The 15285-nt window shown below is 57.6% G+C and carries 15 protein-coding genes; all 15 read left to right on the forward strand.

Annotated features, from left to right (window positions below; genetic code table 11):
* Positions 1-281: 281 nt before the first annotated feature.
* The 15 genes from ftsY to Q672_RS27525 all read left to right on the forward strand — a co-directional run bounded on the left by ftsY (position 282) and on the right by Q672_RS27525 (position 15209).
* A complete protein-coding gene (gene ftsY / locus Q672_RS27465) occupies positions 282-1454 on the forward strand; it encodes a signal recognition particle-docking protein FtsY (protein ID WP_022985703.1) in 1173 nt (390 codons plus the stop codon).
* A 75-nt stretch (positions 1455-1529) separates the two neighbouring features.
* Complete coding sequence (ftsE, locus tag Q672_RS27470) at positions 1530-2231, forward strand: cell division ATP-binding protein FtsE (RefSeq protein ID WP_022985704.1); 702 nt, start codon at positions 1530-1532, stop codon at positions 2229-2231.
* A complete protein-coding gene (gene ftsX, locus Q672_RS27475; protein ID WP_022985705.1) occupies positions 2221-3243 on the forward strand; it encodes a permease-like cell division protein FtsX in 1023 nt (340 codons plus the stop codon). The genes ftsE and ftsX overlap by 11 nt, the downstream gene beginning before the upstream one ends.
* 236 nt (positions 3244-3479) lie before the next feature.
* Positions 3480-4343 carry an RNA polymerase sigma factor RpoH gene (gene rpoH / locus Q672_RS27480; RefSeq protein ID WP_022985706.1) on the forward strand — a complete coding sequence of 288 codons (864 nt, stop codon included), beginning with the start codon at positions 3480-3482 and terminating at the stop codon, positions 4341-4343.
* Between the two features lie 366 nt (positions 4344-4709).
* Complete coding sequence (locus Q672_RS27485) at positions 4710-5078, forward strand: DUF423 domain-containing protein (protein WP_022985707.1); 369 nt, start codon at positions 4710-4712, stop codon at positions 5076-5078.
* An 8-nt stretch (positions 5079-5086) separates the two neighbouring features.
* The gene (thiS, locus tag Q672_RS27490; protein WP_022985708.1) at positions 5087-5284 is read left to right on the forward strand and encodes a sulfur carrier protein ThiS; all 198 of its coding nucleotides are present in this window, start codon (positions 5087-5089) and stop codon (positions 5282-5284) included.
* Between the two features lie 51 nt (positions 5285-5335).
* Positions 5336-6115: a thiazole synthase gene (locus Q672_RS27495; protein WP_022985709.1), complete on the forward strand. Its 780-nt coding sequence runs from the start codon at positions 5336-5338 to the stop codon at positions 6113-6115.
* Positions 6116-6356: 241 nt separating this feature from the next.
* Complete coding sequence (gene trmB / locus Q672_RS27500; RefSeq protein ID WP_022985710.1) at positions 6357-7073, forward strand: tRNA (guanosine(46)-N7)-methyltransferase TrmB; 717 nt, start codon at positions 6357-6359, stop codon at positions 7071-7073.
* Between the two features lie 146 nt (positions 7074-7219).
* Entirely contained in the window at positions 7220-7387 is a 168-nt protein-coding gene (locus tag Q672_RS34235; RefSeq protein ID WP_022985711.1) for a hypothetical protein, read from the forward strand.
* A gap of 68 nt (positions 7388-7455) precedes the next feature.
* The gene (locus Q672_RS27505; protein WP_022985712.1) at positions 7456-9186 is read left to right on the forward strand and encodes an ABC transporter ATP-binding protein; all 1731 of its coding nucleotides are present in this window, start codon (positions 7456-7458) and stop codon (positions 9184-9186) included.
* Positions 9176-12331 carry a type 2 lanthipeptide synthetase LanM gene (gene lanM / locus Q672_RS27510; RefSeq protein ID WP_022985713.1) on the forward strand — a complete coding sequence of 1052 codons (3156 nt, stop codon included), beginning with the start codon at positions 9176-9178 and terminating at the stop codon, positions 12329-12331. Before Q672_RS27505 ends, lanM begins: the two co-directional genes overlap by 11 nt.
* The gene (locus Q672_RS27515; protein ID WP_022985714.1) at positions 12328-13005 is read left to right on the forward strand and encodes a sulfotransferase family 2 domain-containing protein; all 678 of its coding nucleotides are present in this window, start codon (positions 12328-12330) and stop codon (positions 13003-13005) included. The genes lanM and Q672_RS27515 overlap by 4 nt, the downstream gene beginning before the upstream one ends.
* Positions 13002-13745, forward strand: coding sequence for a phytanoyl-CoA dioxygenase family protein (locus Q672_RS27520; protein ID WP_022985715.1), 744 nt, complete (start codon positions 13002-13004; stop codon positions 13743-13745). Before Q672_RS27515 ends, Q672_RS27520 begins: the two co-directional genes overlap by 4 nt.
* Positions 13735-14403, forward strand: a complete 669-nt coding sequence (locus tag Q672_RS34460) for a CatB-related O-acetyltransferase (RefSeq protein ID WP_022985716.1) — start codon at positions 13735-13737, stop codon at positions 14401-14403. Before Q672_RS27520 ends, Q672_RS34460 begins: the two co-directional genes overlap by 11 nt.
* On the forward strand, positions 14400-15209 hold the full coding sequence (locus tag Q672_RS27525; protein WP_022985717.1) for a hypothetical protein: 810 nt from the start codon (positions 14400-14402) through the stop codon (positions 15207-15209). Before Q672_RS34460 ends, Q672_RS27525 begins: the two co-directional genes overlap by 4 nt.
* Positions 15210-15285 lie beyond the last annotated feature (76 nt).

Raw genomic sequence — 15285 nt, forward strand, 5'->3', positions numbered from 1 at the left:
CCGGTTAAGGAGCCTCTAAATAATGCCTTGCATGCTCAGTCTTTCAGGCTGGCCCGCAATCTAGGCGCGCTTTTGAAGGTGTATGTCCATCCATCAAGAAAGCGCAACAACGAGTGCGGGTCAGCCTGGAAGACCCGAAGAGCGCGACCAGGAGCGCACATCTGCTACGCTTGGTCACGCTGAGCACGCAAGGCATTATTCAGAGGCTCCTCAATTGCCCTGCACTTGCAGCCTGATTGTTGAGGAAGGGCTACTCCCTTCGTATCTGGATACGACTGAACATGAGCGACGAAGTTTCCCGCGACGACGATAATTCCAAGCAGGAACCGAAAAAAACCGGCTTCTGGAAACGCATGTTTGTCGGTACTGACGAACAAGACAGCACACCCGAGAGCCAGGACGGTGAGCGCACACAGGGGGCAGAAACGGTGCCAGAGCCTGCGCCTGCCCCCCCCGTCGTGAGCAATCCCGAACCCGAGGCGGCTCCCGCCACCACAACCGTCAATGCCGACAGCAATGATGACGGCGAGGGTTTCTGGGCCCGCATGAAGCAGGGCATGAGCAAGACCCGCAAGGGCCTGGGCAAAGGCCTGGCCGACCTGCTGGTGGGCGCCAAGGAGATCGACGACGAGATCTTCGAGGAAATCGAGACCCAGCTGCTGGTAGCTGATGTGGGTGTAGAAGCCACGGATGTGATCATCCAGGCGCTCACCGACCAGGTAACCCGTGAAGAGCTGGTGGATGCCGATGCGCTATATGAATCGCTGCAGAACGAACTGCGCAAGTTGCTGGAACCAGTCGACCAACCCCTGATCATCGACACCAGCAAAAAACCCTATGTAATCCTGATGGTGGGCGTCAACGGCGTCGGCAAGACCACCACCATCGGCAAGCTTGCTTGCCGCTTCAAGGCCGAGGGCAAGAGCGTGATGCTGGCCGCCGGCGATACCTTCCGTGCCGCTGCTGTGGAACAGCTACAAGTCTGGGGAGAGCGTAACGATATTCCCGTAGTCGCCCAGCACACCGGCGCCGACTCGGCCTCAGTCGTGTACGACGCCGTTCAGGCGGCCCAGTCCCGCGGGGCCGATGTGCTGATCGCCGACACCGCTGGCCGCCTGCATACCCGCGGCAACCTGATGGACGAGCTGACCAAGGTCACCCGGGTGATGAAGAAACTGATTCCGGATGCCCCTCATGAAGTGCTGCTGGTACTGGATGCCGGCACCGGTCAGAATGCCATCAACCAGGCCGAACAGTTCCGTGATGCCGCCGGCGTGACCGGGTTGGCACTGACCAAGCTCGACGGCACCGCCAAAGGCGGTATCCTGTTCGCCTTGGCCAAACGTACTGGCTTGCCGATTCGTTTTATCGGTGTTGGGGAACGCCTGGAAGACCTGCGACCGTTCCATGCAGAAGAGTTCGTTCAGGCGCTGTTTGAGGATGTGACGGGCTGATCCCACCTCCTCCAGAACACCCTTGACGGGGCGCAGTGTCGCCCCGCAAGGCATGACACAGTCCGAAGGACATCCATGATTCAGTTCGACCGGGTCAGTAAACGCTACCCGAACGGCAAAGACGCGCTCAGCAAGGTCAGTTTTACCCTGCCAGCCGGGCAACTCACCTTTTTGACCGGTCACTCCGGGGCGGGCAAGTCGACCCTGCTGAAACTGATCATGATGATCGAGCGCCCATCCCAGGGGCAGGTGCTGGTGGAAGGCCAGAACCTCAATGGCTTCGGCAACCGCCACATTCCCCTGCTGCGCCGCAAGATCGGCATGGTGCACCAGAACCACCAGTTGCTGTTTGACCGTAGCGTATTCGACAACGTCGCCTTGCCACTGATCATTGCCGGTTATTCCCGCGCCGATATCGGAAAACGGGTACGCGCTGCACTCGACAAGGTCGGACTGCTCGACAAGGAAAAGCTCAACCCGATCATGCTCTCCGGCGGGGAGCAACAACGGGTGGGCATCGCACGCGCGGTTGTCAACAAACCCCCACTGCTGCTCGCCGATGAGCCTACCGGGAACCTGGATCCCGCGCTCTCTGAAGAAATCATGGATCTGTTCCAGGACTTCGCCCGAGTCGGCGTGGCGGTACTGATCGCCACCCACGACCTGAGCCTGATTGCCCGCTATAACCACCGTCTGCTGACCCTCCGCGAGGGCCGCCTGATCCACGATGGCGATGACCGCGATGGCAATGGAACAGGGGATCCCCATGGCCGCTAACAAACGCAATGCCACCCCCATCAAGCCCCGTCGCTCCAAGGCCGAAAAGCCACGCCGCGCGGCTGGAGCCCACAGCGCCAGCACCTCACTGAAGGATCGCCTTGCCAGCTGGCGGGAGCACCACCGGGATTCACTGCGGGACGCTCTACACCGTATCAACCTGAGCCGTGCCAGCAGCACCATGACCATTCTGGTGATTGCCATTGCCCTGTCCCTGCCCGCCGGGCTGGCCGTGCTGCTGGACAATGCCAGGGCCATCACCCGGGGCTGGGATGGCAACGCCCACCTGTCCGTGTTCCTGACCATGGATGTCGAGGAGTCCCGGCAGCGGGATCTGGCCCGGCAATGGGAAGCGCTGGATCACATCCAACGCACGAAAGTGATTACCCGCGAACAGGCGCTGGCCGAATTTCAGGCGCTATCGGGGTTTGGCGACGTACTTGAGGCCCTGCCGGACAACCCCTTGCCCCCTCTTATCGTGGTATTCCCGGACAGTACCGACCCGGTCACCCTGCGGGACCTGGAAAACCGCCTCGCTGCGGAGCCCGGGGTCGACCTGGTGCAGCTGGACGTGGAGTGGGTGCGCCGCCTGCATGCCCTGATTGAACTGGGCGAGAGGCTGATCTCTGCCCTCACCCTGGCGCTCGCCGCCGCCGTGGTGCTAGTGGTGGTCAACACCATCCGGTTGGGCATCGAAAGCCGCCGGGACGAAATCGTGGTGGTAAAAATCGTTGGCGGAACCGATGGCTTCGTGCGCCGCCCCTTCCTTTACACCGGGTTCTGCTTTGGCTTTGCCGGCGGGCTGGTTGCCGTGATTCTGGTACAGACGGCCCTTTGGTGGCTTGGCGGCCCTATCGACGAGCTGCTCACCCTCTATAAAAGCGAGCAATCACTTACCTCTATGGCCGCATCCAGCCTGATCATACTTCCCATGTTCAGCGGTATTTTGGGGCTACTGGGAGCGTGGCTGGCAGTCGGTCGCCACCTGGGCGACATCGAGCCCAACTTCTAGCAGGCCGCAACGGCCTGCTTATCCCTGGCCACTTGCGGCTCACCCTTCCGGAACCCCCGCCCATCTCCCGGGTCGAATTCCCCGTTCACCAGCGATTCACAGTGTCGCGCTATGCTGTGAAAGATCGAAAAAGCTGATTGATTTGAACTTTTCTGCCTATTAGCACTCTATTAATTCGAGTGCTAATATCGGGCTCAACGGATTTCAAAGAGACGTCTTCACAAGGAGACATGCGCATGACACACCCTACTTCCCAAGCACAGGCGCTCACGCTGGCCGTACCGGGTAATGACCTGGACGCTTACATGCGAGCCGTTAATGCCGTGCCGGTTCTCAGCGCAGACGACGAACAACGCCTGGCCGAACAGCTTTACTATGAACAGGACCTGGACGCCGCCCGCAACCTGGTATTGGCGCACCTGCGTTTTGTGGTTCACATTGCTCGCAGCTACACCGGCTATGGTCTGCCTCTGGGCGACCTGGTGCAGGAGGGTAACGTGGGCCTGATGAAAGCCGTGAAGCGCTTCGACCCCACCAAGGGCGTGCGCCTGGTGAGTTTCGCCGTCCACTGGATCAAGGCCGAAATTCACGAATACGTGATCAAGAACTGGCGCATCGTGAAAGTGGCCACCACCAAGGCCCAGCGCAAGCTGTTCTTCAACCTCCGTGGCCAGAAGAAACGCCTGGGTCGCCTGACGCTGGAAGAAGCTCAGCGTGTGGCCGATGATCTCGGCGTGACCGCAGAGCAGGTGAAAGAAATGGAAGGCCGGCTTGGCGCCTATGACGCCAGCTTCGATGGCCCCACCAACGATGACGACGACAACGCCGTGGTTTCCCCGGCCGCTTACCTGCACAGCGACAACAGCGACCCCGCTGACCTGATCGCCGAGCAGGATCAACAACAGCGTGAAACCCGCCAACTGGGCTCTGCCCTGATGGCACTGGACGACCGTAGCCGCGACATTCTCGAACGCCGCTGGCTGGCCGACCAGAAATCCACGTTGCAGGAACTGGCCGACGAGTACGGCGTATCGGCTGAGCGTATTCGCCAGCTGGAAAACAACGCCATCAAGAAGCTACGCAACGCGATTGCCGCATAACGCAACACGCGAACTGCGACAGAACAAAGCCCCTCACCGAGGGGCTTTTTTTGTTACGCATCGCGAATTTCCGTGAACGGCCCGATTTAACCCCCTCACTTGCCGTAGGAGGGTCGGTTATTCGCTCCGCTCACCCTGCGGGCGTTCCTTCGTTACGCCCGGTGGCGGCGCGATAGCCCAAGAGAGCGATGAGAAAAGACGGTCTTGAGCCGCAACCGGGCTTGACGAGGAATCGACCACTTCCATCCCGCCACGCAGACTCAGCGGCAAGTCGAGGCGTGAGATTGTGCCCGTCAATCCGAGAATTCCGCTACACTATGCAGCCCAAGACGGCACCCGACATCGCCGTCACCTGTGGAGCTTCGCATGAAAACCCTGCTTGTCCTTGGCGCCCTCAACGGCGCACTGGCCGTCATTCTGGGAGCCTTTGGCGCCCATGGCCTGAAAGCTCGCGTGGACGAGTCCATGCTGGCCACCTGGGCCACCGCCAGTGAATACCACTTTTATCACGCTCTGGCGCTGTTGCTGGCAGGACTGCTGGCCAAAGCCTATGGCGTCAGCAATCTGGTCACCGCTGGCTGGGTCATGTTTGCCGGTATGCTGGTCTTCAGTGGTAGCCTGTACATTCTGGTGCTGACCGGGCAAAAGTGGCTTGGCGCCATTACCCCACTGGGTGGCACCGCGTTGATTATCGGCTGGCTGATGCTGGCCTGGTCCCTTTTCAAACACGCTTGATCACGATCATGAACCTCACCGTAAATGGCGATACCCTGACACTGGATGGCAACACCATTACCGACCTGGTTGCCCAACTCGGCCTGACCGGCCGCCGGCTGGCCGTGGAAGTAAACCGGGAAATCATCCCCAAGAGCCAGCACGGCGATGTTGCTCTCAATGAGGGTGACGTGGTGGAGATTGTGCATGCCATCGGCGGCGGTTGACCCCTGCTCGCACACGCCCTGACGTAACCCCTTAACTGTAACGAGGCCCCCATGTCCGATTTACTCACCATTGCCGACAAGACCTACCAATCACGACTGATCATCGGCACGGGTAAATACAAGGATTTCAACGAAACACGCGACGCGATCGAAACCAGTGGGGCGGAAATGGTGACGGTGGCCATTCGCCGGACCAACATTGGCCAGAATGCCGACGAAGAGAATCTGCTCGATTACATTCCGCCGGAAAAATACACCATCCTGCCCAACACCGCCGGTTGCTATACCGCCGAGGAAGCGGTGCGGTGCTGCAAGCTGGCCCGCGAGCTGCTGGACGGTCACGACCTGGTAAAACTGGAAGTCCTGGGCGACCAGAAAACCCTCTACCCCAACATTCCTCACACCCTGAAAGCGGCGCAGGCACTGGTCGACGATGGCTTCAAGGTGATGGTGTACACCAACGACGACCCCATCGTGGCCAAGGAACTGGAAGCCATGGGCTGTGTTGCCGTGATGCCACTGGGCTCGCTGATCGGCTCGGGACTGGGCATCCTCAACCCCCACTACATACAGCTGATCAAGGAAGACGCCAACGTCCCCATCATTGTGGATGCCGGCGTCGGCACCGCCTCCGACGCGGCCTTTGCCATGGAGCTGGGCTGTGATGGTGTACTGCTAAACTCGGCCATTGCCCATGCAGGCAACCCGGTCCTGATGGCATCTGCCATGAGGAAGGCGATCGAAGCCGGGCGGGAGTCGTTCCTGGCAGGGCGCATGCCCCGCAAGGCCTACGCCAGCGCCTCATCGCCCCTGGAAGGTATCAGCCGCTAGCGCTCCCTACCTGCGCGCCTGGAGGTTGCCCGCATACGGGTCTGGGCGCGCGGATTCACCGCGAAACAGCAAAAAAAATGGCATCGCTCCGGGGAAGAGTCGATGCCAGGGGGAAGTATTATCTTGTTGCCATGGGGTAACGCTATCGACTATCCCCCTAACCTGATCAACAACACGTGAACGCCTTTGCGCCCCGCCTTTCTGCTACAATTACGGCCCCACCACTCGCCAGCAGATCACCATGCTCGACTTCATCAAACAGGATAAAGACCCGGAAACCGGCAAGGTCATGCGCAAGGTGCGCAGCTTTGTTCTCCGCGAAGGGCGCCTGACCACAGGTCAGCGCAATGCCCTGGACTCGCTCTGGCCCACCTTTGGTTTGGAGCGTGATGACGGCCTTCTGAACCCGCAGGCCGTATTTGGCCGCGACGCGCCCAGGGTGCTGGAAATCGGCTACGGCATGGGGCAATCCCTTGCCGCCATGGCCAAGGCTGACCCCAGCAAGGATTTCATCGGTATCGAAGTTCACCGACCCGGCGTCGGTGCTCTGCTGATGGAAATCGAGCAGCAGAACCTGTCCAACCTGCGCAGCTACTGTGACGACGCTGTGGAGATTCTGGAACTGTGTATTCCTGACAACAGCCTGGCCCGGGTGCAGTTGTACTTCCCTGACCCCTGGCACAAAAAAAAGCACCATAAACGCCGAATCGTGCAGCCGGCATGGGTCGAGCGGGTGCGTCAGAAGCTGCAGCCCGGAGGGATGCTGCATATGGCAACGGATTGGGAAAACTATGCAGAGCACATGGTGGAAGTGATGAGCCGCATGGAAGGCTTTACCAATCTGGCAGGCAATGCCACCTTCTCCCCCCGTCCTGAGTGGCGCCCTGAAACCAAATTCGAACGCCGCGGCGAGCGACTGGGGCATGGGGTATGGGATCTTTTGTATGAAAAACGCTAACCAATAGATGAATGGTATTTCTACCCCATTTAAGGTATTGAATCTCCCCTGGGCGACTGGTATCTATTATAAAGAGTACTGAAGCATGAGCCGGCTCACACTTTCGGCATGAAAATTTCGAATAAACCAGCCCAAGGGGAACGACAATGATTGAATTCAAAGATGATATCGAAGCAGAACTGGTTGCGGCTGAAACTATTGACCAGCAGGCCGAGCAAACCGTAAACAGCAAGCTGCTGGAAACGGTGTTCAAGCCCACCATGGGAAGCGAAGAAGCAATCTGCATCAACCAGTCCAGAAACATTACTTGCTGATCCGTTTACACTGACAGCAGACAGGCACCCTCTTCGGGTGCCTTTTTATTTTCTATTCCAGCCAGGCCATGCTTGCTTATCGTCTGATCAGGGATACCCTGTACCGTCACGCCCTCGCCTCAGTATCTACCTTGGGGTTATTGGCTTCCTCCCGGGCTCTACAGGCCGGCATCCCATTACTGTTTGCATCACTGGTCTCTCAATTTGATAGCCACGACACAACTGACATTGTGTTCTGGTTACTGGCCGGCTATGTGCTTGCCTCGCTGTCAGTGGTGGTGACAGATGAAGTGAGACAAATTTTGTTTTTACCGCTGATACAGCGGGTTCAACGGCAGTTCATGGCCCAGGCCCTTGCAGCACTGCACGCCAAGACCAACGGTTTCCACTCCCGCCATGCCTCCCCCAAGCTCACCCAGATGTTGACGCGGGCAGCATGGAGCCTGGAATCACTTAGCAGTGTCGGCTTGTTCAATCTTCTGCCCAATGCGCTTTACTGCCTCATCGCAGCCATCATTCTGGGTTGGTCTCAGGGGCTGGCCTTTTTCGCCATTCTTGTTGTCACATTGGCGGTCTATGTGCGTTTTACCATGCACATCGCCGACACCCAAAAAAAGCTCTATGCCCAACGAATCCAGGCCGACAATCAAGTGCACGCAATGATTGGCGACAGTCTGGCAAATCATGAAATCGTACAGCAATTCGAAAACACCGAAAGCGAAAGTCTGCGCCTTCTCTCTCGCCAGCACTCGCTACACCAACACTGGAGAGCACAACAACAGCACCTGTCACGAAGCAAAATCATTCAGTCGCTGATTGTGCATTCCGGGCTTGGGTTGATGCTGTTCCTGACAGTCAGAGACATGCAGAACGGGCACGCCAGCGTAGCGGATCTGGTCATGGTGAATATGTACATGCTTCAGGTGTTTGCCCCGCTTCAAGCGGTAGGGTTGCTGTATACCGCATTCATTCAGGCGAAGACCGACATTCAGAACCTCGAAGTACTGGAGTTGGAGCCCCCTGATCCGGAGGCCGAGGCACCCGCCCCCTCACGGTCAATTTCCATTGAGCATGTCAGCGTGTACAGCGAGGAAGGAGAAAGCCTGCTCAAGGATGTCACGCTGGATGTCACCACAGGCAGCACGGTTGCCATTGTTGGCCAGAGCGGGGCGGGAAAATCCGTTTTAATGAAAGTCCTTGCCGGGGTCATTCACCCTGCCGAAGGGCGGCTTTGTTATGACGGTAACCCGGTCCACGCCAATGGGCGAATGCGGCAGACATTGTACCTCTCACAACGCACAGGTATCTTCAATGACACTCTGGAATACAACATCCGCTTCGCGTCTCCCCTCTGTAGCGATGCTGAGCTTGCTGATGCACTTTCCGCGTGTCGGGTCGACAGCGTCATTGCCCAGCATGACGCCGGCCTGCAAACCCTCTGCGGAGAGGCTGGCGAGCGGCTGTCAGGTGGCGAGCGCCAGCGTGTAGCCCTTGCACGGGCGTGGCTAACCACCAAGCCTGTGCTGATTCTGGATGAAGCCACCTCACAATTGGACCGCATCAACGAAAGCACCATTCTGAAACGCTTTCTGGCACGCCCCCAAGGGGAAACCCGCTTCATCATCACTCATCGCCTGGACAGCATCCGTAATGCCGACTGGATTGTTCTGATGGAAAAGGGGAGCGTGGCGGCACAAGGGACCCATTCCCATCTATTGAATCACTCCCCGCTTTATCGACAACTGCTTGACGCGGCCTCAACTCCCTCGCAGCCCAATGACAGCGAAGATGAACACTGACGCTTTTCAGCGCACCCTCACGGCACGAACGCTGACATTGGCTCAGCACCTTTCCGGCGAATGGTTACAGGCGGATATGAGCGAGAGCGGCGGCAAGACCGCTACGCGACGCCTGCAACGATGGCAGGAAGTACTAGACCGTTTCTCTCCGGGAAGCCTGTCAAAACGACTGCAATGGGATCACTACACTCTGAATGCGGGCAGTCTGCTGGATCGCCTGCGCCCTGGCACACTGCGAGAGAACGTCCCGTGCGCGGCCTGGACGGAAACCGCCTGGGAGATGGCTAATACCATCATGCTGGCGAGCGTTGATATTGAAGGCGCTGCCTTCCTGGATGCCAGCGACCCGATCCCGTTTGAAGCCCTGTTGGCTCCTGTGGTTTCAAGATACCGCGCAACCCTCATAAAAGAGTGCCCCGAATGGTCAAGCCAGTTTTCTCCCCAGGCAAGAGCCGCACTTTGCAGAGAATTGCTCCAACGCCTTTCTGCCAACCTGGCACGTTGCCTTGAACATGAATTCTCCCTGTTCCGGCTGTCATCAACGGCGACGGTCGCCCCGGGGGATGGACTCTACAACCAATTCATCAACAACCTGCGTGACGGCGACATCGCCCCTTTCCTTCTCAAATATGCTTACGCTACCCGGCTGGCCAGCCTCGCTCTTTGTCAGTGGCGAGATAACCAGCTCCAACTGTCATACCATCTTGCAGAGGACAGACACGCGCTGAAACAGCGGTTTGGCATCGCGCCCGACAAACCGGTTACCGCCGTGCGGTGTGGCCTGTCAGATCGTCATCACAACGGACAGAGCGTGATGCGTGTCGAGTTCTCCGCGCATCACGCGCTGTATTACAAGCCGCGCGAGATGCAACTGGAAAGCTGCATTGCGCAGTTGTGTGAAAAACTGGATACCTCACTAGCTGATATTGTCCCCCCAATGCTGAGCGGTGAGGGACATGGCTGGGCTGCAGAGATCCATGCGCAGACCGGTAACCCCGAACAGTATTATCGGCAAGCTGGCAAAGTAATTTTTGCGGCATGGATGCTCGCTGGCACGGACCTTCACGATGAAAATGTGATGGCGGCTGAACAAGGCCCCGTTATCATCGATGCCGAGATGCTGGCGTCCCCCGTACCACTCGCCACCGCCACCTCCGGCAGCGGCACAGGTTCGGCGATGACTGGCGCACGGGCCGAAGACGCCACGGTTTTACGTTCAGGCCTGTTGCCACGGTGGCTCTCGTACGGCGATGGCACCGCGATACAGATCAGTGGTATTTCAGCCGGAAAAAAATATCTCACCGACCTGAAGACACACTGCTGGACTCACATTAATACAGATCAAATGGCACTGAAAACCGAGTGGGTTCGGGTTGAAAGCGCCAACAGTAGCGCAGCTCTTCCGCCGCCCTGTGAATATGAGGAAAGCATTATCGCTGGTTTTTCCAGCCTCGTTGGAGCTGCCAGACGCCTGGCTGACTCAACCGCATGGAACCAGCAACTGGGCGAATTACTGGCAGACTGTCAGGTCCGTTTTCTGGTCAGGGATACCACGCTCTACGCCACGCTGGAACAGGCTGTTCGCCACCCCCGTTATTCCCTGACACTGATTGACGCCGAAATTGAGCAGGAGTGTCTGGCCGCGACCTTTCTGAGCCATGACACTTGCCCACACGTATGGCCGTTCCTTGAAGTAGAAAAGCGAGCCCTGCAAAACGGAGACATTCCCCACTTCACTCTGCCAGTAAATGCGACAGCCTGGAACGGTGGCGCCAGCGGCCCTGTCACTCTCTTTTCCCAATCCGGCCTGGATGCCATCAAAGAACGCTTCATGCGGCTATCCGACGCTGAAGTCGCTTTCCAGACCAGTCTGATTAAAGCATGCCTGTTCACTACCCGAAGCGACCCTGAGCCAACAGATCTACCCCTCGCCAGGCAGCGCACGGACAGCACACCGTCAGCCTTGGAAGCGGCGGTTCATATTGGCGATACCCTGCTGAAGATGGCGGTTGCGCAGCCGCAGACGCAAGGGCTCCAGCCAACCTGGATCGCCCCGCAATCCCTTGGCGCCGATCGCCCCAGTACGGTTCGGGCGCTCGGCGCCAGCCTTTACGATGGGCAGGCCGGGATGGGATTGTTCTTTGCCGCTCTGGCACAACGAACCCAAGCGTCACGGTTTTACCAGCTCAGCGAAAATATCTTTACCGGCCTACTCGACAGTGCTGCTACGTGGAGCGAAGAACTTGATAATCGCCACGGAGGCCTGGTTGGTCGTACCGCTCTTTTATTTGCCTTGCAACACGCCCTGCAACTGATTGAGATGCCCACGCTCAAAACGGGCCTGGCAACCTTGCGTAACGGCATTTCCTCAGCGCAATTTCGTCCGTCAGGCAGCAGCGCGGACTGGATCAGTGGGTTGGCTGGCGCCAGTGTCGCCATGCGCACCAACCTGCCAGCACCACAGCCAATGCCATTGGCAGAGTTACTCCGTCAGTGTGTGATGACCGGGCCTCCTGCCAGGCTGGTCGGCTGGCCCGATCACGGCCGCTACGATGACAACAACCCCGCCGCATTTCAGACAGGCGCAGGACATGGCATAGCCGGCCCCTTGACTGCACTCTGTCAGTTGCTGGATGCCTTCCCGGGCGTAGCACAGGCTGATCATGCGCTTCGCACGATAACGAAGTGTGTGGAATTCCTGGATCACCAGTGGATCCCTGAAAAGCGCAATTGGAAGGTATCTGCTGAGCAGGACGCACCTGCCGACAGTGATGGCTGGGCCCACGGTGCAGCCGGAATCCTCATTGCCCTCGACCGGGTAAAGAAACTGACCGGAACTTTCAGCCCGACGGCCGAGTTGGCCCTGCAACGTTTGCGTGACCGGCCACTCATGCAATGGGATCATCTCTCCATGGGAAACTGCGGACTGATCGACATGTGGCTGCTTCTGGGCGAGCCACAAACGGCAGGCCATCTGGCATCACGAATGTTACAGCGCCATCAGTCCCAGCTCAGCTGGACAATTCCCGGAGGGGAGAGCATGCAGCCGGGGATGATGACGGGGATGGCTGGCATCGGCTATACCCTCCTCAGACTGGAACAGCCGGATCGGCTACCTTCACTACTGGTGCTGGATAAGGAATGACCATGCTACAGTACAACCCTGACAAGCTACTGGTCTCTATCCATATCCCGAAATGCGCAGGAACCAGCTTTACGACCTGCCTGAGAAGTGTTTTCAAGGATCGACTCTTTCTGCATTATCCCGACGATCCCGAGGGCCCTCCGGAGAGAGCGGCAGCCCAGCAAAACGCCTGTGTCCATGGGCATTTTTATCATCATCAGTGGGCCATTGGGGCTCTCGATTACTATCCTGATGCCACCCAGTTCATTACCATGCTGCGCGACCCCATGGAAATGGTTTTGTCCGGCTATTATTTCCGTCGCAGGCTGGGCGATCTTGGCCAAATTGACGTAGAAAAATATCTGGAAGACACCCTTAAAAACCCAAAAATATTCAATTATCTCGGGCTTCCTTTCGACCTGTGGAGCGCCAGCGAGCAACACATTCAGGGCTGGCTCGAGCAACGCTTTATGTGGATCGGACTCACCGAGCGGTTTGCTGACTCCCTGGAGCTTCTGGCGGTAAAGCTGGGGAAGCCAACCCCTTCGATCCCGTTTGAAAACACCAGCCCAAGAGAAGAAAACATTATCGACCTTGCTCATTACCGGGAACAATTCCGGGCACGCTTTCATCGGGAATTTGCCCTGTATGATTATGCAAGCCGCCGACTGGACTGGGAGCTTGATAAGTCATGATGAATCTTCAGCAGGCAACCCAAACATTACGAGAGAAGGGCGTCGTGGTTTTCCCCGGCCTCTATGCTGACCGTTCCATGGCGCTGGCAGAGGAGCACCATCGCTGTTTTTCCGAATCTCTGGCAGGCCTCAAACTCGCCCCCCCCATGGATGGCGAAAAAATTCTTCCCGCCCGAGCGATTGATTTGCTCAATCATCAACTGACAACACTGCATCAATGCCTTTTCCCTGACTGGTTTCGCCAGCTTGGAGAACTGTATTTTCAATGCCGTGACAGCCGGAATGATTTCGCCTCAATTTGCGAAGATACGTATAAACATGATCGCCGGGGGGCCGGCAATCATCACCCCCACTGGGATCCAACACTTTCTCTTCGCTTGATGATTTATGTGTCCGATGTAACAACAAACAATGGTGCCATTCAGGTGAAGTCAGGCACTCACTATCGCAATCACAGGACCCGGCTTGAACAATGGAAGAATCAGGTTAGCTATCAGGACCCGTGTCTATGCAGTGGCGCCAATCTTCCCTACGAAAACATTGAAGGATGCGCCGGAACCGCCATCGTTTTTGACGTTTCCGTCACACACCGCAAGGGAATCGTCGGCAGAGAGGCTCAACGCAGCGTCGCGTTTTCCCATATCCATTCGCCGCTGGCCCAACTCCAGCTGGCGGGAACACCCTTTGGCTCTATCCCGCAATCCTTACTGTGGCCCCATGGAAAACCCGATGATCAGTAACGAACAAAAACTGAACCGTCTGAAAGCACTGGCCAGTTACGCCGACTGGCTTCATCCGGAAGAGCTTTCTCTCTCGGCCTTTGATGGTGATCACGAGCGAGCCTGTTTCCTGGAAAAACAAAGCAGAGTCAGCAACGACTATCAGCCCTTCAACCTGCTGATGGGGCGCAATGCGTACTATCAGTGCCGGACCCAGATGCCAACCAACCTCATTATTGGGCGGCACAGCTCCATCAGCGCCCTGGCCACTCTCGGCGCAGTCAGCCACAACGTTGACATGCTGACAACCGGGATGCTGGATCTGGAGCAGGAAATGGGCGGAGAGATGGGCCCGGAGGATATTTACCGGGCTGGCGTTTACCCCACTGTGATCGGGTGTGATGTCTGGGTCGGCCACAATGCGGTCATACTGCAAGGCATTTGCGTTGGTCATGGCGCCTGCATTGCAGCCGGCGCCGTCGTCACCGAGAACGTTCCCCCCTATGCCATTGTAGGCGGCATCCCTGCCAGAGTGTTGAAATACCGCTTCGACGAAGCGACACGTGAGGCTCTGATCGCCAGCCGCTGGTGGGAACTTCCGCAGCATATTGTCCGCACCTTGCCACGCAAAGATGTGGCCAAGGCGCTGGCCATTGCCAACGCGTACTGGCAATCATGACTACGCTCGATCCACTGATTCGCCGTGAGCATGCTCGCTTGCTGGAAAGTGTTCGGCGGGCAAATGTTATTCGCGAACCTTTTCCTCACACCATCATCGATGGGGCACTGTCCTCGGAATTCATTTTGCAGGCGTATCAATGCCTGCCCGGGAAAGCACAATTCAGTGATGCCGGACATGGACTACTGGCGTTCCAGATCTGGGACAAAAGTGAAGAACTGGCGCAATGGCAGAGTCGGCGTAAAGTCTTCTGGCAACACTGCAACGATGCGCTTTTTGATGATGTTGTCGCGACCGCGATCCATACGTTGTTCGCCCCAGCAAGACAGTCATTATACCAGCGCCTCTTTGGGCATCGTGCAGACAGCATGCAAGACCTGATTCAGCTGCAACCCTGGGCAACCAGTGGCGCCCTGAATATTCGTGCTGCGGGCAGCACCTTGCCAACACATATGGATTGGCCCAATCGACTCTACAGCCTGATCCTCTATCTTGATCCGGAACAAACCGCCTTGCCGGATTGGGGCACCAGGCTGTTTCGTGGACCACAAATCATTGGCCGCGAAGGGGTAGAGATCATGGCCAAGCGCGCGCCGGATCATGTGAAATCCTGCGCTCCGGAGGCGGCCACGCTGATTCCATTTCAGCCAGGGCGGATTGCCATTTTCATGAATACCCCCTGGTCTTACCATGGCGCACGGGTTCAGGCGCAAGGAAATGCCTCTCGCTGGTGCCTGGTCAAAGGCATCAACATGACGCTCGAATCCACAGAACAACTCTTTGGCTTACCCCCCGAGCTTACCTAGCCCCCCTTTTTTCCCGCACGCCACACCTGAGCCTCAGGTAATGCCGGAAAACAGAAGAAAACCCCATCACCCGGGA

The organism is Alcanivorax sp. P2S70, from assembly GCF_000475295.1.
GTDB classification, from domain to species: domain Bacteria; phylum Pseudomonadota; class Gammaproteobacteria; order Pseudomonadales; family Alcanivoracaceae; genus Alcanivorax; species Alcanivorax profundi.

What these genes read in the sequence shown, in the direction of transcription:
- ftsY (WP_022985703.1), top strand. Translation starts at nt 282, where the DNA reads ATGAGCGACGAAGTTTCCCGCGACGACGATAATTCCAAGCAGGAACCG.
- rpoH (WP_022985706.1), top strand. Translation starts at nt 3,480, where the DNA reads ATGACACACCCTACTTCCCAAGCACAGGCGCTCACGCTGGCCGTACCG.
- thiS (WP_022985708.1), top strand. Translation starts at nt 5,087, where the DNA reads ATGAACCTCACCGTAAATGGCGATACCCTGACACTGGATGGCAACACC.
- Q672_RS27515 (WP_022985714.1), top strand. Translation starts at nt 12,328, where the DNA reads ATGACCATGCTACAGTACAACCCTGACAAGCTACTGGTCTCTATCCAT.
- Q672_RS34235 (WP_022985711.1), top strand. Translation starts at nt 7,220, where the DNA reads ATGATTGAATTCAAAGATGATATCGAAGCAGAACTGGTTGCGGCTGAA.
- ftsE (WP_022985704.1), top strand. Translation starts at nt 1,530, where the DNA reads ATGATTCAGTTCGACCGGGTCAGTAAACGCTACCCGAACGGCAAAGAC.
- Q672_RS27485 (WP_022985707.1), top strand. Translation starts at nt 4,710, where the DNA reads ATGAAAACCCTGCTTGTCCTTGGCGCCCTCAACGGCGCACTGGCCGTC.
- trmB (WP_022985710.1), top strand. Translation starts at nt 6,357, where the DNA reads ATGCTCGACTTCATCAAACAGGATAAAGACCCGGAAACCGGCAAGGTC.
- ftsX (WP_022985705.1), top strand. Translation starts at nt 2,221, where the DNA reads ATGGCCGCTAACAAACGCAATGCCACCCCCATCAAGCCCCGTCGCTCC.
- Q672_RS34460 (WP_022985716.1), top strand. Translation starts at nt 13,735, where the DNA reads ATGATCAGTAACGAACAAAAACTGAACCGTCTGAAAGCACTGGCCAGT.
- Q672_RS27520 (WP_022985715.1), top strand. Translation starts at nt 13,002, where the DNA reads ATGATGAATCTTCAGCAGGCAACCCAAACATTACGAGAGAAGGGCGTC.
- Q672_RS27505 (WP_022985712.1), top strand. Translation starts at nt 7,456, where the DNA reads ATGCTTGCTTATCGTCTGATCAGGGATACCCTGTACCGTCACGCCCTC.
- Q672_RS27525 (WP_022985717.1), top strand. Translation starts at nt 14,400, where the DNA reads ATGACTACGCTCGATCCACTGATTCGCCGTGAGCATGCTCGCTTGCTG.
- Q672_RS27495 (WP_022985709.1), top strand. Translation starts at nt 5,336, where the DNA reads ATGTCCGATTTACTCACCATTGCCGACAAGACCTACCAATCACGACTG.
- lanM (WP_022985713.1), top strand. Translation starts at nt 9,176, where the DNA reads ATGAACACTGACGCTTTTCAGCGCACCCTCACGGCACGAACGCTGACA.